Source organism: Streptomyces kanamyceticus (genome assembly GCF_008704495.1).
Classification (GTDB): Bacteria; Actinomycetota; Actinomycetes; order Streptomycetales; family Streptomycetaceae; genus Streptomyces; species Streptomyces kanamyceticus.
This window is the reverse complement of sequence record NZ_CP023699.1, coordinates 5,324,016-5,342,422: the sequence shown is the minus strand read 5'-3', so window position 1 is coordinate 5,342,422 and position 18,407 is coordinate 5,324,016. Positions and strand designations below refer to the sequence as shown.

At 72.2% G+C, this 18,407-nt stretch carries 14 protein-coding genes, 1 tRNA gene and 1 riboswitch; of the genes, 4 read left to right on the top strand and 11 right to left on the bottom strand.

The genetic code is table 11. The features are described 5' to 3' along the window. Positions 1-151 precede the first annotated feature (151 nt). The 3 genes from lhgO (at position 152) to CP970_RS22810 (ending at position 3,866) form a co-directional block, all read left to right on the top strand. Positions 152-1,363: an L-2-hydroxyglutarate oxidase gene (gene lhgO / locus CP970_RS22820; protein ID WP_055548952.1), complete on the top strand. Its 1,212-nt coding sequence runs from the start codon at positions 152-154 to the stop codon at positions 1,361-1,363. A gap of 298 nt (positions 1,364-1,661) precedes the next feature. Beyond that, positions 1,662-2,477: a tRNA (guanosine(46)-N7)-methyltransferase TrmB gene (gene trmB / locus CP970_RS22815; RefSeq protein WP_055548951.1), complete on the top strand. Its 816-nt coding sequence runs from the start codon at positions 1,662-1,664 to the stop codon at positions 2,475-2,477. A gap of 42 nt (positions 2,478-2,519) precedes the next feature. After that, positions 2,520-3,866: a PrsW family intramembrane metalloprotease gene (locus CP970_RS22810; RefSeq protein ID WP_055548949.1), complete on the top strand. Its 1,347-nt coding sequence runs from the start codon at positions 2,520-2,522 to the stop codon at positions 3,864-3,866. 13 nt (positions 3,867-3,879) lie between these two features. Here CP970_RS22810 and CP970_RS22805 read toward each other — a convergent pair whose 3' ends face one another. From CP970_RS22805 to CP970_RS22755, 11 genes are all read right to left on the bottom strand, one after another. After that, on the bottom strand, positions 3,880-4,824 hold the full coding sequence (locus CP970_RS22805) for an aldo/keto reductase (protein ID WP_055548947.1): 945 nt from the start codon (positions 4,822-4,824) through the stop codon (positions 3,880-3,882). Positions 4,825-4,993: 169 nt separating this feature from the next. Then, positions 4,994-6,076, bottom strand: a complete 1,083-nt coding sequence (locus CP970_RS22800) for a M23 family metallopeptidase (RefSeq protein ID WP_055548945.1) — start codon at positions 6,074-6,076, stop codon at positions 4,994-4,996. 11 nt (positions 6,077-6,087) lie between these two features. After that, positions 6,088-6,235, bottom strand: a riboswitch (cyclic di-AMP (ydaO/yuaA leader). A 221-nt stretch (positions 6,236-6,456) separates the two neighbouring features. Continuing rightward, positions 6,457-7,635 (bottom strand): PP2C family protein-serine/threonine phosphatase, encoded by a 1,179-nt coding sequence (locus tag CP970_RS22795; protein ID WP_079043617.1) that lies wholly within the window; start codon positions 7,633-7,635, stop codon positions 6,457-6,459. 110 nt (positions 7,636-7,745) lie between these two features. After that, entirely contained in the window at positions 7,746-8,990 is a 1,245-nt protein-coding gene (locus tag CP970_RS22790; protein WP_055548943.1) for an MFS transporter, read from the bottom strand. After that, the gene (locus CP970_RS22785; RefSeq protein ID WP_055548941.1) at positions 8,987-10,045 is read right to left on the bottom strand and encodes a PLP-dependent cysteine synthase family protein; all 1,059 of its coding nucleotides are present in this window, start codon (positions 10,043-10,045) and stop codon (positions 8,987-8,989) included. The genes CP970_RS22790 and CP970_RS22785 overlap by 4 nt, the downstream gene beginning before the upstream one ends. A gap of 64 nt (positions 10,046-10,109) precedes the next feature. Continuing rightward, positions 10,110-10,481, bottom strand: a complete 372-nt coding sequence (locus tag CP970_RS22780) for a hypothetical protein (protein ID WP_191094943.1) — start codon at positions 10,479-10,481, stop codon at positions 10,110-10,112. 123 nt (positions 10,482-10,604) lie between these two features. Further along, positions 10,605-10,678: transfer RNA gene (locus CP970_RS22775), tRNA-Met, on the bottom strand. Between the two features lie 46 nt (positions 10,679-10,724). After that, positions 10,725-11,960, bottom strand: a complete 1,236-nt coding sequence (locus CP970_RS22770; RefSeq protein WP_055548937.1) for an alginate lyase family protein — start codon at positions 11,958-11,960, stop codon at positions 10,725-10,727. Positions 11,961-12,082: 122 nt separating this feature from the next. After that, positions 12,083-12,970, bottom strand: coding sequence for a glycosyltransferase family 2 protein (locus CP970_RS22765; RefSeq protein WP_224058620.1), 888 nt, complete (start codon positions 12,968-12,970; stop codon positions 12,083-12,085). 153 nt (positions 12,971-13,123) lie between these two features. Continuing rightward, positions 13,124-14,653 (bottom strand): MFS transporter, encoded by a 1,530-nt coding sequence (locus tag CP970_RS22760; protein WP_055548935.1) that lies wholly within the window; start codon positions 14,651-14,653, stop codon positions 13,124-13,126. Positions 14,654-14,773: 120 nt separating this feature from the next. Further along, on the bottom strand, positions 14,774-15,922 hold the full coding sequence (locus CP970_RS22755; protein WP_055548932.1) for a PP2C family protein-serine/threonine phosphatase: 1,149 nt from the start codon (positions 15,920-15,922) through the stop codon (positions 14,774-14,776). Positions 15,923-16,186: 264 nt separating this feature from the next. Between CP970_RS22755 and CP970_RS22750 the strand changes: the two genes are divergently transcribed. Further along, positions 16,187-18,301, top strand: a complete 2,115-nt coding sequence (locus CP970_RS22750) for an ATP-binding protein (RefSeq protein WP_055548930.1) — start codon at positions 16,187-16,189, stop codon at positions 18,299-18,301. The last annotated feature ends 106 nt before the right edge of the window (positions 18,302-18,407 follow it).

Below are 18,407 nucleotides of genomic sequence, written 5' to 3'. Positions count from 1 at the left end.
CCGGGCACCCGACGCGGACCCGGGCCCGCACGTGAACGAACGGGTGGGCCCGGGTTAACCCGCGCGGAGCGGCCGGAGAGGATCCGCCGTCCCAGGTTTGAGGGCGATGTCAGTGGCGCAGGGCACTATCTGTGGTGGGAGGTGAGGCGCGGTGAAGAAGGTCGCGTACGACTGCGACGTGCTGGTGATCGGCGGCGGGATCGTCGGCCTGTCGACGGCGTATGCCCTCACGCGCTCCGCTCCCGGCACCCGGGTGACCGTCCTGGAGAAGGAGCAGGGCCCGGCCACGCACCAGACGGGGCGCAACAGCGGCGTGATCCACAGCGGCATCTACTACCGCCCCGGCTCCCTGAAGGCGAAGTACGCGGTCCGTGGCGCCGCCGAGATGGTCAAGTTCTGCGCGGAGTACGGCATCGCGCACGAGGTCACCGGCAAGCTGATCGTCGCCACGGAGCGCGCCGAGCTCCCCCGGCTGCACGCCCTGGTCCAGCGCGGCAGGGAGAACGGCATTCCGGTGCGCGAGCTGGGCCCCGCCCAGATCGGTGAGTACGAACCGGAGGTCCGCGGCCTCGCCGCCATCCACGTCGGCACGACCGGAATCTGTGACTACGGAGCGGTGGCCGCGCACCTCGCCGAAGCCTCCGGGGCCGAGATCCGCTACGGAGCGGGCGGTGAGGCCGTCCACATCGACCGCCGTGCCGCGCTCGGCGTCGCGGTGCGTACGGCGGACGGGGCGGTGCTGCGGGCCCGGGCCCTGGTGAACTGCGCGGGGCTGCACTGCGACGAGATCGCGCGCCGCACGGGCGACGACCCGCGGATGCGGATCGTGCCCTTCCGGGGGGAGTACTACGAACTGGCCAGGCCCGAGCTCGTGCGCGGCCTCGTCTATCCCGTGCCCGACCCGGCCTTCCCCTTCCTCGGCGTGCACCTCACCCGGGGCATCGACGGGGGCGTGCACGTGGGGCCGAACGCGGTGCCGGCGCTCGCCCGCGAGGGGTATCGGTGGCCGGTCGTGCGTCCCCGTGAGCTCGCCGGGACCCTGGCGTGGCCCGGCTCCTGGCACATAGCCCGCCGCCACTGGCGGTACGGGGCGGGTGAGCTGCGGCGTTCCCTCTCCAAGTCCGCGTTCACCGATGCGGTGCGGAGGCTGCTGCCCGCGGTCGATCCCGGTGACCTGGTGCCTCATCCCGCCGGGGTGCGGGCGCAGGCGGTGCTGCGGGACGGGACGCTGGTCGATGACTTTCTCATCCGGGAGGGGCCGCGGGCGGTTCATGTGCTGAACGCGCCCTCGCCTGCTGCGACGGCGTCTCTCCCTATTGGGAGGGAGGTTGCTCGGCGGGCGCTTGGCGTGTTGCGGGCTTGAGCGGGTGGGGTCGTGCGACGCTGCGGGCTCGCTGTGGCTGGCCGCGCAGTTCCTCGCGCCCCTTACGGGGCGACCCGGTGCTCGTTTCCCTGCGGGTGCGCTGTGGCTTGGCGCGCAGTTCCCCGCGCCCCCTACGGGGCGCCCCGGTGCTTGTTTCCCTGCGGGTGCGCTGTGGCTGAGCGCGCAGTTCCCCGCGCCCCTTACGGGGCCCACCGGCGCCGTGCCCCTGGCGAAGCCCACCAACCCGCACCGCGCCCCCGCCAAGCCCCCGCCATCCGCACCGTAAAATTGCCGCACTGTGTCTGACTCATCCCATGCCCCCGAAGCCCCCCGGCCGCCCGGTCGTCCGCAGGTTGCGCCGCGGTTTCCCGGTGGGCCGCAGCCCGATCCCGCGGGGTCGCACCACGAGCGGCGGATCCGTAGTTTTCAGCCTCGGCGCAGCCGGGTGACCACCAGCCAGGGGGACGCCCTGCGGCGGCTCTGGCCCAAGTGGGGCCTGGACATCGACGGGCTGCGCACGCTGGACCTCGCCGAGTTGTTCGCGGCGGAGGACGGCACGCCGTCCGGCCTGCCCGTCGTCCTGGAGATCGGCTTCGGCATGGGCGAGGCGACCGCCCAGATGGCCGGGGACGACCCGGACACCGGCATCCTCGCCGTCGACGTGCACACCCCCGGCCAGGGCAACCTCCTCGGCCTCGCCGAGCGCGGCGGCCTGAGCAACGTCCGGGTGGCCAACGGTGACGCGATCATCCTGCTCCGCGAGATGCTCCCGCCCGAGTCCCTGGACGGGCTGCGCGTCTACTTCCCCGACCCCTGGCCCAAGGCCCGCCACCACAAGCGCCGCCTGATCCAGCCGGAGTTCCTGACGCTGGCCGCGCCCTCCCTCAAGCCCGGCGCGCTGCTGCACTGCGCGACGGACTGGGAGGAGTACGCCGAGCAGATGCTGGAGGTGCTCACCGAGCACCCCGACTTCGAGAACACCCAGGCCGACGGCGGTTACGCGCCACGGCCCGATTTCCGGCCCCTCACCCGCTTCGAGGGCCAGGGCCTGGACAAGGGCCACGTCGTCCACGACCTGCTCTTCCGCAAGGTGGCCACCGCCGAGCGGCACTGAGGCACCGTCGCGGCCACCCGCATCCCTCGTTAGGGTCAACGAGTGGCCACCAGTCCTCCGTATCCGATACCTCTCCCCGCCGGGGCGCCCGCCCCGGGGGAGCTCCGCCGCGCCCACTGGTGGCAGCGGCGCGCGATACGGGTGGCCGCGCTCGTCACGCTGCTGGCCCTCTCGGGCCTGGTGATCCTCGCCCTGGTCAGGGAGCAGACCGGCACCGAAGGCTTCCTGGTGGGGCTCGGCCTCGCGGTCGTCCCCGTGCCGCTGCTCGTCGCCGCGTTCCGCTGGCTGGACCGGGTGGCGCCGGGCCCCTGGCGGAACCTCCTCTTCTCCTTCTCCTGGGGGGCCTGCGCGGCCGCGCTCATCGCGATCGTCGCGAACAGCTTCGCGATCCGCTGGATAGCCACCACCACCGCCGACCCCACCAGCGCGGACACCCTGGGCGCGACCGTCATCGCGCCGGTCGTCGAGGAGAGCGCGAAGGCGGCGGCCGTACTGCTCGTCTTCCTCTTCCGCAGACGGGACTTCACCGGCATCGTCGACGGCGTCGTCATCGCCGGGGTGACCGCGACCGGCTTCGCGTTCACCGAGAACATCCTCTACCTGGGCAACGCCTTCGTCACCGACCAGCTCAGCCGCGAGAGCGGCCTGGCATCGGTGACCGCGGCGACCTTCTTCGTACGCGTCGTCATGTCGCCGTTCGCGCATCCGCTCTTCACCGTCTTCACCGGCATCGGCTTCGGCATCGCGGCGCTCAGCGCCCACCGCCAGCGGCTGCGCAGGATGCTGCTCCCGCTGGCCGGACTGCTGCTCGCGATGGGCATGCACGCGCTGTGGAACGGCTCGGCGGTCTTCGGGCAGTACGGCTTCTTCACCGTGTACGCGCTCTTCATGCTGCCCTCGTTCGGGCTGCTCACCTGGCTGGCGATCTGGACGCGGCAGCGCGAACTGCGCACGATCCGTGCCGAGCTCCCGGTGTACGTGGCGGCGGGCTGGCTCACCCCGCCCGAACCGTTCGCCCTCGGCTCGATGCGCGCCCGCGGCCTGGCCCGCGACTACGCCTCGTACACCTGGGGCAAGGCCGCGGGGCGCACGGTCGTGGAGTACGAGGCGTACGCGACGTCGCTCGCGCGCCTGCGGCACCGGGGCAGGAGCGGCCGGGCCGGGGCCGACTTCGTCGTACGGGAGCGGGAGCTGCTCGAACAGCTCTGGGAGCGGCGCGAGCTGGCCAGGCCCTCACTGGCGTACGCCGCGCGGGCCACGGCACCACCAGCGCCCGTCATGCTGCCGGTGATGCCGATGCCGTACGCCCCCTACAGCCACGCCCCGTACGGGCAGCCGGGGCCCTACCCGGCGTACGGCTACCCCGCGTACAACCCCTACCGCTCCTGACGCACCTGCCGCGTCAGGCGGAAGCCGCCGTCAGCGTCGCGAGCTCGGCCGCCGTCAGTTCCAGGTCCGCCACCGCGAGCAGCGCGGGCAGCTGTTCGAGCGTGCGCGCGGAGGCGATCGGTGCGGCCACGGTGGGCTGGGCCGCGAGCCAGGCGAGCGCCACCGAGGGGACCTGGACGCCGTGCGTCCGGGCGATCTCGTCGAGCGCGGTCAGGACGCGGTCGCCGCGCTCGGTGCCGACGTACTGCTCGGCGCGTCCGCTGCGGGCGCTCTCGACCTTGACGCCCGGGCGGTACTTGCCGGTGAGGAAGCCCGCGGCGAGCGCGAAGTAGGGGACGGCGGCGAGGCCGGAGCGCGAGGCGACCTCCTGGAGGCGGCCTTCGTAGGTGTCGCGGGAGACGAGGTTGTAGTGCGGCTGCAGCGCGACGTAGCGCGCGAGGCCCTCGCGGTCGGAGAGGTCGAGGGACTCCTGGAGCCGCTCCGGGCTGATGTTCGAGGCGGCGATCGCCCGCACCTTGCCCGCCCGCACCAGCTCGTCGAGGGCTCCGATGATCTCCTCCACGGGCACGGACGTGTCGTCGAAGTGCGTGTAGTAGAGGTCGATGTAGTCGGTGCCGAGGCGTCGCAGGGACGCGTCGGCGGCCCTCTTGATGGTGTCGGCGGACAGGCCCTTGTACTCGGGGTGGGCGCCGACCTTGGTGGCCACGACGATGTCGGCGCGGTTGCCGCGCTCGGCGAGCCACTCGCCGATGAGGGTCTCGGACTCGCCGCCCTCGTTGCCGTCGATCCAGGCCGTGTACGCGTCGGCGGTGTCGATGAAGTTGCCGCCCGCCGCGGCGTAGGCGTCCATGACCGCGAAGGACGCGGTCCGGTCGGCGGTCCAGCCGAAGACGTTGCCGCCCAGGGAGAGCGGGAAGACCTCTAGGTCGGAGGCGCCGAGTGTGCGAAGAGAAGTCATGTGCTGCTCAACGCGCCCACCGGAAACGGAATTCCGTGTAGGGCCCACCAAACCGGCGGCCCTGGCGTCGGGGGGTTGTCGCCAGGACCACCGGAGTTCTGGTGGCGCGTCAGGGGTTCCAGCGGTACGTCAGAAGTTCCAGCGGTACGTCAGAAGTTCCAGCCGTACGTCAGGGGTTCAGGCCCTTGCCCTGCAGCCAGCCCAGCGGGTCGATCCCCGTGCCGTCGGCCGTGTGGACCTCCATGTGGAGGTGCGGCCCCGTCACGTTGCCGGTCGCGCCGACGCGGCCGATGACGTCGCCGGTGGAGACCTTCTGGCCCGCGCTGACGTTGAGCGAGGACTGGTGGCAGTACCAGATCTCCGTGCCGTCCTCGAGTTCGAGGACGGTGCGGTAGCCGTACGCGCCCGCCCAGCCCGCCTCCTTGACGGTGCCGGTGTGCACGGCCTTGAGCGGCGTGCCGGTCGGCGCCGCGAAGTCGAGGCCGGTGTGGTGCCCGGAGGACCACATGGAGCCGGAGTCGCCGAAGTGCGAGGTCAGCGTGTACGAGGAGGTGGGGATCACGTAGCTCTTGGCGAGCTTCGCCAGGCGCTCGGCCTCCGCCTTGGCCTTGCGGGCCGCCTCTTCCTTCTTCTTCTTGGCGGCGGCCTTGGCCGCCACGTCCTTCTCGGCCGCCTTCTGCTGGGCGGCGGCCTCTTCGGCGGCCTTCTTGGCGGCGGCCTGCTCGGCCTCGGCGCGCACCGCGTCGTCCGCCTGGTGCTGCTGGTTCTCGGCCTGCTTCATGATGCGGGAGCGCAGTGCCTCGCCCGCGTCGGTGGTGCCCTGCTCGGCGTCGGTGGTGCTGACACCGGCGGCGGTGAGCGGCGCGGCGGCGGTGCGGGCGCTCGCGTCCGAGGAGTCCGACGAGTCGTCGGACATCAAGGAGCCCACGCCCGGCAGGGACTTGGCATCGGGAAGCGAGTCGGCGACGGCTCCGACGCCCGGCAGGTCGGGCATGGATATCGCGACCGGCGGCTTGCCGCCCTGCGCGGTGGCGATGCCGCCCGCGCCGACCGCGGCTATGACACCGACGCCGAGAACGGTGGAGCTGCGGGCGAGCCCGCCGCCCTTCTTGTGCACACGGTGCCTGCCGCGGACGGGACGAATGGACTCCTCGGTGGGGTTCCACTCCTCCCAGGAATCCTGGTCGTATCCACCGAAGTCGTCGTCATTCGGCACATACGGGGCTTGGGGGGCAGGGCGGTTGGACGCCACGGGGGCGCACTCCTTTCCTTCCTTCTCGCCTACCGGGTTAGCTGACGGGTTCGGAGCAGGAAGGTCTCCTACGGACATCTGGCACGGATGCACAGAGGCCCGATTCACCCCAAGTTGGTGGTTCCCCGGCTCCCTTGCGGGATTAGGCGCGTGCGCACGGAGCCGCCTCTAGTGACGGCTGGGACGACCGCGCTGCGTTATCGAACGTTAATAGACAGCGGGGGCGGATTCCAAGCCGTTCCGACTGATCGTTAACGCTCTTGGCCCGTACTTAACGGGACACGGGGGTGAGGAACGGGGCGAGTTGACCCCGGATCCGCCCACACCGGAACTTCACATTCACTTGACAGTACGTCAGTTGTTATGCGGAGGGGTGCGCTTCACTCACCGTCGGTGACCTCCCCCTGCCGTACGCCGGGCCGCCGCACCGCGAGCAGCGCCATGTCGTCCGTCGCCCCGCCCCCGGTATGCCGCCGCACCTCCTGCACGAGCGTGGCCAGCAGCACGTGCGGACCGTCCTGGCCCGGGAAGATCCGGCCGCCGAGCCGGTCCGCGGGATCGTAGAAGACGCCCGCCACGTCACGCGCCTCGGAGAGGCCGTCCGTGTAGAAGAGCAGCGTCGCGCCGGGCGGGAACTCCGACTCGTCCGCCCGGTCCGGCCAGGTACCCAGATCGCCCATGCCGAGCGGCAGCGCGGGCTCGCTCGCCGAGAGCACGCAGAGGCGACCGTCCCCGCGCAGCAGCAGCGGCGCCGGGTGGCCGCGGTTGATGAGGCGTACGACGCCTTCGCCGTGCCGGATCTCGCCGAGGACCGCGGTGGTGAACCCCTCGAACGCGTCGAGCCCTTCGCGCCGGGTGCCCTCCCGCGCGAGGGCGCGCTCCAGGCGCTGCGCCACCGCCTCCAGCGTGGCCTCCTGCTCGGCGGCCTCCCGGAAGGCGCCGATGACCACGGCGACGGCGGCGACCGCGCCCATGCCCTTGCCCCGTACGTCGCCGACGATGAGCCGTACGCCGTGCGGGGTGTCCTGCACCGCGTAGAGGTCCCCGCCGATGAACGCGTCGGCCTGCGCGGCCTCGTACCGTGCCGCGATGTCCAGGCCGCCGATGCGCGGATCCGGTTCGGGCAGGACGGCGCGCTGGGTGGCCTCCGAGATGGAGCGCGCGGTGGCGAGCCTGGCGTTGCCGCGGCGCACCACGCGGTTGATGACGATCGCGAGCCCCGCGACCGTCATCACGGTGATCAGCTCGGTGACCGTCTCGACCGTGCTGTCGGACGAGTTTCCGTAGTGCAGGAGCAGGACGGCGACCGACGCCGCCGCGCCGGTCAGGACGGTGTTGAGCAGCGAGTAGAAGGGCGCGGCGATCAGCGGGGCCGCGGTGAACAGGGGCGCCGCGGTGAATTCGGGCGGTGTCAGCGCGTCGTACGCCACTCCGACGACCAGCAGCAGGACGGGCAGCGCCCGCACGAAGGTCCCCTCGTGCGCGGTGGCGCCGCTGTCGTCGATCCGGTCGGCGCGTCTCCCCCCACGGCCACCGTCGCGTCCTCCTCGCTGCCCCACCGCTCGCTCTCCCGCCGACTGTGCGCCCAGCACCTCACCGCGCTGCACTCAGGCTTCCCGCAGCGCGGTGAGGGTGCGACCTGGTGTGGGCCGACCGGGTTACGCCCGCGCTAGGCGCCGGTCACCGCGGGGACCGGCGCGAGCCGCCCCGTCCGGGCGAGGCCGCGCAGCGCCACCGCGCAGCACGCGCCAAGGGCGGCCAGGACCAGCCAGGGCAGTGCGGGCAGGTCACGGGTGGCGTCGAGCAGGGCGCCCATGCCGAGGTTGCCCGCGGTGATGCCGATGCCGCAGACGGTGTTGTAGAGGCCGTAGTGCGTGGCCACCCAGCGGTCCCCCGCGAGCGAGACGACGGTGTCCATCTCGAAGGGGTAGAGCACGGCGGTCGCCGCGGCGAGCGCCGCCGCGCACAGCAGCAGGCCCGCGACCCCGACGTACCGGGAGCCGCCGAGCGCGGGTGGCAGGAACGCGGCGCCCATCAGGCCGAGCCCGGCGACCAGGCACTGCTCGCGCGTCCAGGTGCGCCGGCACCAGTCGGTGATCCGCAGCTGCCCGAGCAGCGCGACGAGCCCGGACACCACGAAGAGCGAACTGGTCGCGACGGTGCCCGCGGTGCCCTCGCCGAGCAGCCGCTCCACGGACAGCGGCAGCGCGAGATAGACCTGGAAGGACAGGACGTACGACCCGGTCATGGCCAGCGAGAAGAGCCAGAAGGTCCGGTTGCCGAGGACCACGCGCCACTGGCCGCCCTCGCCGCTCTTCGCCGCGTCCTCGGCCCGCCGTCGCGCGGGCAGTCTGAGCACCTGGACCACCGAGAGCCCCGCGAACAGCACGGCGGCCACCGCGCAGGTCAGCCGGAAGTCGAACCCGGTCAGGGCGAGTCCGACGAGCGGCCCGAGCAGGATGCCCGTCTGGTAGAAGACGTTGAACAGCGCGAACGCCTCCACACGGCGCTCGGGCGGCCCCGCCTCCGCGGCGACGTACGCCCGTACCGCCGGATTGAAGAGCGCCCCCGCGAGCCCGGTCGCCACCGACGCGGCGATCAGCACCGGCAGGGTGTCGGCGAAGGCGAGCGCCCCGAAGCCGACGGTCCGCAGCGCGCACCCCGCGACGATCATCGGCTTGTAACCGAGCCGGTCGGCGAGCGCCCCGCCGACCAGGAACATGCCCTGCTGGGAGAGGTTCCTGACCCCGAGCACCAGGCCCACCGCCCAGGCGGCGAGCCCGAGTTGGCCCGAGAGGTGGGCCGCCAGGTACGGCATCAGCATGTAGAAGCCGAGGTTGATCGTGAACTGGTTGACGAACAGCAGCTGCACCGCGGGCTCGAACGCCCTGGCCCGGCGCCAGACCCCGGTCACAGCACCGCGCCCTTGGTGCTGCGGTCCCACCGGGACCACTCGGTGATGCCCTGCTCGGGCCCCATCACCTCGCGCGGCTTGTCCGGCACGGCGCCGCCGGTGAGGCCCTGCGCCGCGCAGTACTCGTCGCTGAAGACCGTGTCGAAATAGCGTTGCGGGCCGTCGGGGAAGACCGCGGCGACGCGGGTGCCGCGCGGCCGCGTCCTGGCCAGCCAGCCCGCCACGAGCGCCACGGCGCCGACGCTCCAGCCGCCGGTGGCGAACTGCCGCTCGGCGAGCCGCCGAGCGCACCGCACCGCTTCCGCGGGCCCGACCCAGTGCACCTCGTCGAAGGCGTCGTGGTCGACGTTGCCGGGGTGGATCGAGGAGCCGAGGCCGCGCATCAGGCGCGGGCCCGCGGCCAGGCCGAAGATGGTCGACGCGACGCTGTCCACGCCGACCAGTTCGAGGCCAGGCAGCGCTCCGCCGCGCAGCGCCCGCGCGATCCCCGCCGAGTGCCCGCCGGTCCCGACCGCGCACACGAGCACGTCGAACTGGCCGAGCTGCTTGAGGAGTTCGTCCGCGAGCGTGCCGTACGCGGCCGGGTTGTCCGGGTTGTGGTACTGGTTCGGGCTCCACGCGCCGCCGCCGAGCTCGGGCCCCGCCATGAGCTCGGCGACCCGGTCGACCCGCGCCTGCTGCCAGCCGCCGAGGCCGCTCGGTTCGCGTACGAGGTGGATGCGGGCGCCGTGCGCGGTGAGCATGCGCTCGACGATGGGCTCCAGGCCCGGGTCGGTCACGATGTGTACGGGATGGCCGTACTGCACCCCGGCGAGCGCGAGGCCGAGCCCGAGCGTGCCCGACGTCGACTCGACGATGGGCGCGCCCGGCCTCAACTCGCCGCGCGCACGCGCCCGTTCGACCATGTAGAGGGCGGCGCGGTCCTTGATGCCGCCGAAGTTGAAGCCTTCGAGCTTGGCCCAGAAGCCCCGGCCGCCGTCGTCCGACGGTTCGTCGATCCAGAGCACGGGGGTGTTTCCCACGGCGGCCGCCGCGGGCTGCAGGTTGCTGATCATGTAGCTGACATCCTTCGGGTACGCGGATGAGGGCACTGACGGAGTGGTCGGACTCCGTGCGCGCTCAGTTCCTGTCGATCCCGATGGCGATGAGGAGTGAGTGTCCCGCGACGGGCGGCCCGGCCCGGGTCCACGTGCCGAGCGACCGGGCGCAGCTGGGCGGGGCGGACGCGACCTCGACACGGCCCGCCCCCACCCTGTCCGGCACGGCACGGTCCACGGGCTGCGCGGCGACCTGCCCGTCGGCCTCGGCGTGCGCACCGTGCCCGGAGTCCGGGCACTCGTGCTGGCCGACGGCGCTGACGGGGGCGCCCGCGGGAGTGACGTCCAGGTGGCCGTGGCAGACGCCGAGGAAGAGCGCGCACACGGCGAAGAGCAGCGCGAGGACGAATCCCCGCCCCGGCTTCTGCCGCCTCACCACTCCCACACGACTCATAGTGAACACGAAGCTACTCACCGCACACGTGTCAGCGCAAAGGCGACAACGCGCCAAAAAGGAGGACGCGAAAACGCCGAAGGCCCGGAACCATTTTCATGGTTCCGGGCCTTCGGTCTTCAGTAGCGGGGACAGGATTTGAACCTGCGACCTCTGGGTTATGAGCCCAGCGAGCTACCGAGCTGCTCCACCCCGCGCCGCTGAACACAACTCTACGCCATCCGGAGGGGTGCTTCGAACCACTTACGTGTTGCCCGCGTGCGTGAGGGTCTCCCAGGCCACGAAGAGATCGTCCGTCCCCTCGGGGCGCCGCTGCTCCGTGTACTTCTCGGTCTGCGGCATCGCCAGCTTCAGCCGCCCCCGCAGGTGGTTCAGGCCCACCTCGGTGTCGGGGCCCATGTCGCGCTGCACCTTGCCGCCGCACAGCCAGTCCGGCGCCTCGGCGCCCAGCTGGTACTTGGAGTGGAACTCGAAGGCGGCCCGCAGCCGGTCCTCGACCTCCCCGTACAGGTCGACGCCCTGGTGGTGGGCGGTCTCCGCCATGTGCGCGGTCGCGGCGAGCGAGTAGCTGGCGTGCTTGAAGTTGCGGCAGGTCTCCTGGGAGAGCCCGTCGGCGAAGGTGCCCTGGCCGAACCAGTACTTCTTCAGCTCGGCGGCGGTGTCGATGCCACTGCCCTCCGGCGAGACGGGCAGCTTCCCGTCGGACTCCAGATAGAAGTACGCGGGCACCCGCGTCCTGAAGTGGTGCACGGCCTTCTCGAAGGTGGCGTGGTCGTCGAGGAAGACGGCCATGCCCATCGTGGCGTCGGCCATCACCAGGTCCCAGTTGCCGTTGGAGTCGGCCGACCCGTCCCGGACCTGGGGCAGATAGGCGTTGCGCAGCATCCGCTCGAAGCGGAGCAGCTGCCCGTCGTTCCACCCGTCGTACGTGTACCGCACGGCCTCGGCGGCCCGCGCCCACGACGAGGCGGCCCAGGCGGTCTGCAGACCGGCGTTGGCCTCGGTGTGCCCGGTGATCACCTTCGCCCAGGCGTCCATGATCTGCACGGCCTTCTCGGCGTGCGCGCGCTCGCCGGTGATGTTCCAGAGCAGCGCCTGCGTGTACGCGGCGAGCGCGTCCTCCCGCTCCTCCACGCACCCGCGCCCCGGCCGGGTGTCGGGCGGGCACTCCACCACGGCGTACGGAGTGGCCTGATAGTCGTCCGCCGCGTACTTGCTCCCGCGCATCTGCTCGAACGCGGCGAGCCACGGCTGCTCCTTGGCCTCGACGTGCGCCCGCACCCGCTTGAGCTGCGCCCCGCTGACGAGTACGCCGGGATGCCTGAACGCCAGATCGAGCGGCCGGGCGGCGGCGGTGCGGGTGCCCGCCTCACCGGACCCTCCGTCCCCGCCACCACCGCAGGCGACGGCCAGGACGAGGAGGGGCACGACGAGCAGCACGAGAACGCGTCGCTCCCTGCCACGTACGGCTGCTGCCATTGCTGCACCTCCGGGTCGGGCCCAGTGCCCTGACAGTCAGTCCAGCGTGGCCCGGGGCACGGGCGAACGCACGGCAGAGCTGCTCCGTTCGGGCGGCTTGGTGCTGGGGGCGGCCCCCGCCGTCAGATCACCGGCGGCCGCCCCAGCCGCGTCAGCCGCCACACCGTGCGCCACCGCATGGGCCCGCGCTCGCCGCACGGTGTCCGTACTCCTTCGGCGAAGCCGCCCGCCCAGGCCCGCAGGCCCGGCCATGAGCGGGTGCGGACGAGGGTGAGCAGCGTCCAGACGCCCAAGTGGACCGGGATCAGGGGGAGGGGGAGGCGGCGGCGGGCCAGCCAGACGCGGTTGCGGGCGGTGTTGCGGTGGTAGACGGCGTGCCTGGCCGGGGACGTCCTGGGGTGCTGGAGCAGCAGGGCGGGTTCGTAGAGGATCTTCCAGCCGTCGTCCACGGCCCGCCAGGCGAGGTCGGTCTCCTCGTGGCCGAAGAAGAACTGGGCGGGCCAGATCCCCGTCCGGGTCAGCATGTTCATGGAGAAGGCGTGCCCGCCGCCGAGGAAGGCGGTCACCGGACCCCGGCGCATCGGGTCGGTGGCCCGCAGCCGGGGAATGTGGCGGCGCTGGGTCTCACCCGTCTCGTCGGCGATGCGGAATCCGACGATGCCGAGCCGCGGATCGGCGCCGAACAGCTCGCGGATGCGCCGGAACACGTCGCGCTCGACGAGCAGCCCGTCGTCGTCGAGCTCGATGACGACGTCCACGTCGCCGAAGGCCATAAGCCGTTCGATGGCGACGTTGCGGCCGCCCGGGCAGCCGAGGTTCTCGTCCAGCTCGACGGCCGTCACCTCGCCGGGCAGGGCGGGGAGCTCGGGCAGGGCCGAGCCGTTGCCGACGAGCACGACGCGGTCCGCGGGCACGTCCTGCACGGCCACCGACGCGAGCAGCGCGTCGAGCTCCCGGGGCCGGTTGCCCATCGTGATGACGACGACGCCCAGGCGCGGCGACTGCGGCACGGCGATCACTCCTGTACTCGTGGCTCGTGTACTCGTGGCTCGTGTACTCGTGGCTCGTGTACTCGTGGCGGAAGTCGGCCAGTCAACACCACGGCGCCCCGCCGGGCCGAAGCCGAGCGGGGCGCTGGGGGCCGTACACCCCCTGGGGAGCGGTCAGGCCGCCGTCGTCAGTTCACCACTGCGGGTGGCTTCCTCGGCCCGCTCCCCGTCACCCACAGGGGTCTTGCGGTCCCGGATGAGGACCAGGGCGAGGACCGCCGCGGCCAGGACACCCGCCGCACCGGCCCAGAAGGCGGCGGACATCGCGTCGGTGAAGGCCTCGCGCGCCGCGGTGGCGAGGGAGCCGTCGCCGGTCCGACCGGCCAGGGCGAGCGCGTCGGAGACGGAGTGGCTCGCGGCGGTGGGGGCCGATTCGGGCATCGAGCCGGTGTAGGTGTGGGAGAGGACCGTGCCGAGTACGGCGACACCGAGGGCCGCGCCGGTCTGCTGGACCGTGTCGTTGAGGGCGGAGCCGACCCCGGCGTGCTCGGCGGGGACCGCGCTCATCAGGGCGGCGGTCGCCGCGGGCATCGCGAGTCCGCCGCCGATGCCGATCAGGACCATGGCCGAGGCGAGCATCCCGAACCCGGCGTCCGAGGGCAGGGAGGCCAGCGCGCCGAACCCGGCGGCGATGACGGTGAGGCCGACGGCGGTCATGGCGCGGTTGCCGATCTTGTTGCCGAGGGTGGCGCCGAGACCGTTGAAGACCAGCGTGGCGACGGCCATCGGGGCGAAGGCGATGCCGGTCTTGGAGGGCGAGTAGCCGAGTACGAACTGCAGGTACTGGGTGAGGACCAGCATCAGGCCGCCGTTGGCGAAGGTCAGCAGGACGAGGGAGAAGCTCGCGCCGCTGAAGACGCGGTCGCGGAAGAGGGCGAGCGGGACCATCGGCGAGTCGGTGCGGACCTCCCAGATGCCGAAGGCGACCAGGGCGACGACGGCGACACCGAGCGAGAGCTGCGTACTCACGTCACCGAGCCCGACCTCGGCGGACTCGATGATCGTCCACACCAGAGCGGTCATGCCGACCATCGAGAGGACCATGCCAAGGGGGTCGGCCTTGCGGGCGGGGCCCTTGGACTCGGGCATCAGGACGAGCGCGGCGACGATGGCGACGAGTGCGATCGGGACGTTCATCAGGAAGACCGCGCCCCACCAGAAGTGGGCGATGAGGACCCCGCCGAGCACGGGCCCGCCGACGAGGCCGACGACGGCCACCGCGCTCCAGGCGCCGATCGCCTTGCGGCGCTCCTCGTCGTCGAAGACGGTGATCAGGATCGACAGCGTGCTCGGCATGATCAGGGCACCGCCGACACCCATCAACACCCGCCCCGCGATGAGCTGTTCGGGGTTCTGGGCGACGGTGGCGAGCAGCGAGGCCGCCCCGAAGAGCGCCAGCCCCACGATCATGACCCGGCGCCGCCCGAACCGGTCGGAGAGGCTTCCCGCGGTGAGCAGGAGACCGGCGAAGACCAGGATGTACGACTCGATGATCCACTGGATGTCCTGCGCGTCCGCGCCCAGGTCCTCGGCGATCGGCGGGACCGAGACGGTCAGGACCATGTTGTCGATGACCAGGACCAGCGTGCTCAGGCAGAGCACGATCAGGATGAGCCAGCGGCGCGGATGACGGCGCTCTTCCATCGTGGGACCCCTCAAGACCTAGACGGCACACCCGCTGCGTACGGCGTGCTCTCGTTGCGCACACTGTACGCACAGCGCACGGTGTGCGCAACAGGCGAACACCATTCGCATTCCCGTGTGTCAGGCCGAAGGACCCAGGAGTCCTGGAGGGGGGTTCGTACAGCTCGCCGGGTTGGGGTCAGCTGAGCTCGCGTGGTGTCGAGGGAGTCCGCTGACCGGCTGGCACAGGACGAGGGCGAGGTCGTCGGCGAGTGGGCCGCCCGTGTGCGCGGTCACCATGCCGTACAGAGCGTCGAGCGCGTCGGCGGGGAGGGGCTCGGCCAGCGCGTCGCCGACCCGTTCGAGCAGGGGGAACTCGGCGCCGTCGGCGTCGCGGGCCTCGCTCAGGCCGTCGGTGTAGAACAGCAGCCGGTCGTCGGGCTGCAGGTAGACGCGGTGCGGTCGGGGTGTGGGGTGCAGGCCCAGAGGGAGCGCGGGCTCGGGAGGTTCGAGGAGCCTCACCTGCTTCCCCACCCGTACGGGCGATGGGTGGCCGCAGTTGACGAGGCGGACCTCGTGAGGGGCCAGTTCGGCGAGGATGGCGGTGACGAAGTCCTCGGGCCCCAGGTCCGGGGCGAGCCGAGCGTCCAGGGCGGTGGCCAGGTCGGCGAGGCAGGGCGTGAGATAGGCCAGGTCCCGGAAGGTCCGGATGGCGACCGCGGTGGTCCCCAGGGCGTCCAGACTGTGGCCGCGCACGTCTCCGATGAACAGCCGTACTCCGTACGGAGTGTGCACGACGTCGTACAGGTCCCCGCCCACCGAGGCCCCCGGTACGGGGCAGTGGTGCCGGGTGCACACGCTGACGCCGCCGAGCCGCGCCGACACCGGGCGCAGGATGGCGCTCTGGGACGCGTGGGCCACCTTCGCCGCGCGGGCCAGCGCGGTGGTCATGGTCGTGCGGCGGGCGGCGTTGTGGACGGCGAGCGCGCTGCCCGCGAGGAGTACCAGGAGTTCCACCGCGAAGCCCGGCGTCGTCACGAGCTTCCCTGCGGTCGCCGCCGCGAGTACGAGCAGCAGCGACCAGGCGGCGACCGCCGCCGTATGTCGCCTGTCCAGCTGGTTGCAGGCCAGCAGGAGCCCGATGAGCAGCCCACCGATCCCCGGTGACCAGCTGCTGGTCACCGGGGTGAGCATGGCGAGGAAGGTGGTGGCCCCCAGCGCCAGTGCCAGCCGGACCCGATGGCGCCGCTCGCGCGCCCTCAATCCCCGCCACCATGCGCCGACGGCCATGAGCAGCCCTCTTCCTCACCTCTGCATGGTGTGACGGAGGACGGCAAATATGCCGCACCGCATGTGCGGCCGCCGCCGGTTGATCGAATGAGGAAGGAAGTTGGCCGGGGGTGTCGCAGTGGTGTCGCAGTGGTGTGGCCCTGCGATCGTCCTGCGGGGACGGGCGGGCAGCTCATGGCATCTGGGGCCCGAGGCGATGCGGGCGGGGCAGACTCCGGGCAGGCGGCGCCCGGTGGCCGGAGCGCCGGAGGGGAGAAGTGCACCATGGCAAGCTCCTGGCAGGTGGGGGCGGCGGGAAACCTGTCGGCCGAAGCGACGAGTTTCGTCGGGCGCGCGAGCGAACTGAGCGCCCTGACGGACCTGGTGGCCGACGCTCGGCTGGTGACACTGACCGGTACGGGCGGGGTGGGAAAGACCCGTCTGGCCAGACGTGCCGGAGCCGAGGTGCGGCCCGCCTTCCCCGACGGGGTGTGGCTGGTCGAGCTCTACCCCCTCACGGGGGCGGAGTCGATCGCGCTCGCCGTCTATGAGGCACTCAGGCTGGCCGACCAGTCCACTCGGCCCGCGGTCGCGGTGGTGGCCGACTGGCTGGCGGACAAACGGCTGCTGTTGGTCCTGGACTGCTGCGAACACATCGCCACCGGCTGTGCGGACTTCGTCGAGACGCTGCTGGCCGCGGCCCCCGGGGTGCACGTCCTGGCCACCAGCCGCACCCCTCTTCGGGCCCGGGGCGAGCGGGTGGTGCCTGTCCACCCGCTGCCTGTCCACCCACATGCGGCGGTGCTGTTCACACAGCGCGCCGCCGAAGCCACTCCCCCGGTGGCCCTCGCGGAGCGGGACGGTGCGGCGATCGCCGAGATCTGCGCACGTCTGGAGGGCATCCCGCTGGCCATCGAGCTGGCCGCGGCCCGGCTGCCCGAGATGTCCCTTGCCGAGCTCAACCGGCGCCTGCACACCCGCTTCGAGCTGCTGACCGCGCGGGACGGCACGTTCGGCAGGAGCGGCGAGGGCGACGCACGACACCAGGCACTGCGCACCGCGATCGGCTGGAGCCACGAGCTGTGCACCCCGCTGGAACGGCTGCTGTGGGCACGCCTCTCGGTGTTCGTCGGCGGCATCGAGCAGGAGGTGGCGCAGCTGGTCTGCGCGGGCGACCCGCTCAGTAGCCGACGGGTACCCGGCCTGCTCGACCGCCTCGTGGACCAGTCCGTCATCCAGCGCACCGACACCCCCCGCGGGCCCCGCTATTCGATGCTGGACACGATCCGCGAATACGGCCAGGACTGGCTGGCCGGGATCGGCGAGGAGCAGCGGCTGAGCCGACGCCACCGGGACCACTACCGCCGACTCGCCCGCACCGGTGACCGCGAGTGGGTCGGACCCGGGCAAGTCGCCTGGTACGAGCTCCTCACCGCCGAACACGGCAACCTGCGTGCGGCGCTCGAAGGCTGCCTGGCCGACCAGGACCCGCTCCCCGCGCTGGAGATGGCGAGCGATCTGTGGTTCTTCTGGACCGGGTGCGGCTTCCTGCACGAGGGGCGCGGCTACCTGGAGCGGGCCCTCGCCGAAGAACGGGGAGGGCCCCCTGGCCCAGAGCTGTTCCGGGCGTTGTGGGCCCGCGGCCATGTGGCCAACATGCAGGGCGACTTCGAGGTGTCCGCCGAGCTGGAGAGCAGGTCGTCACCCCTGGCGGACCGCCTTGCCGACCGGGCGGCGACCGACGCCGTGCGCTACGTCCGGGGTACGCGACTGGTGATGACCGGCCACCCGGCGCAGACCCTCGCCGTCTGCGGCCCGGCGACATCCGGCCCTCCGGCGACATCCGGCCCGCCGGCCCAAGACGGCCCCCCGACTCAGGGCGGCCCCCTCGCCGTCCGGCTCCTGACCCTTGGCATCACGTCGTTCGCCCATCTCCAGTTGGGCGAGATCGCCCAGGCCGCGACGGTGGCCGACGCCATGCGCGAGGAGAGCGAGCGCCACGGCGACCTGTGGCTGCGTGCCTACGCCCTCTACTTCCTGGCCATGGCCGCGCTGGTCAAAGGCGATACGGAGGAGGCCGCCCGGCACGCCCGCGACTCCCTGGCCCTCAAGTGGCAGCTGCACGACACGTTCGGGGCCGCGGTCAACCTCGACACCCTGGCCACGTCCGTCGCCGCGTCCGCCCCGGAGCGAGCCGCCACGCTGCTGGGCACCGCCGACAAGCTCTGGCACTCCATCGGCAGGGACCGAGCGGCGGTGAAGGAGTTCCTCACGGCCCGTCACGCCTGCGAAGGACGACTCCGCGAGACCTTGGGCGACGCACCGTACGAGACGGGCCACCGCAGGGGCCTGGAGACCGCCGTCGACGACGGCATCGCCTACGCCCTGCACCGGGAATGACCGGAAAACGCAGCGGCGCCCGCGCCGACCGAAGCCGACCCGGACGCCGCACAGCAGGTCAGAGGCTGTCTCCCGTCCGGTTCGGGCAGCATCTCGGACGCGCCCT

Coding starts and splice junctions, on each gene's coding strand:
- CP970_RS22805 (WP_055548947.1), bottom strand. CDS start 4,824: ATGACTTCTCTTCGCACACTCGGCGCCTCCGACCTAGAGGTCTTCCCG.
- CP970_RS22785 (WP_055548941.1), bottom strand. CDS start 10,045: ATGATCAGCAACCTGCAGCCCGCGGCGGCCGCCGTGGGAAACACCCCC.
- CP970_RS22780 (WP_191094943.1), bottom strand. CDS start 10,481: ATGAGTCGTGTGGGAGTGGTGAGGCGGCAGAAGCCGGGGCGGGGATTC.
- CP970_RS22770 (WP_055548937.1), bottom strand. CDS start 11,960: ATGGCAGCAGCCGTACGTGGCAGGGAGCGACGCGTTCTCGTGCTGCTC.
- CP970_RS22760 (WP_055548935.1), bottom strand. CDS start 14,653: ATGGAAGAGCGCCGTCATCCGCGCCGCTGGCTCATCCTGATCGTGCTC.
- CP970_RS22755 (WP_055548932.1), bottom strand. CDS start 15,922: ATGGCCGTCGGCGCATGGTGGCGGGGATTGAGGGCGCGCGAGCGGCGC.
- CP970_RS22750 (WP_055548930.1), top strand. CDS start 16,187: ATGGCAAGCTCCTGGCAGGTGGGGGCGGCGGGAAACCTGTCGGCCGAA.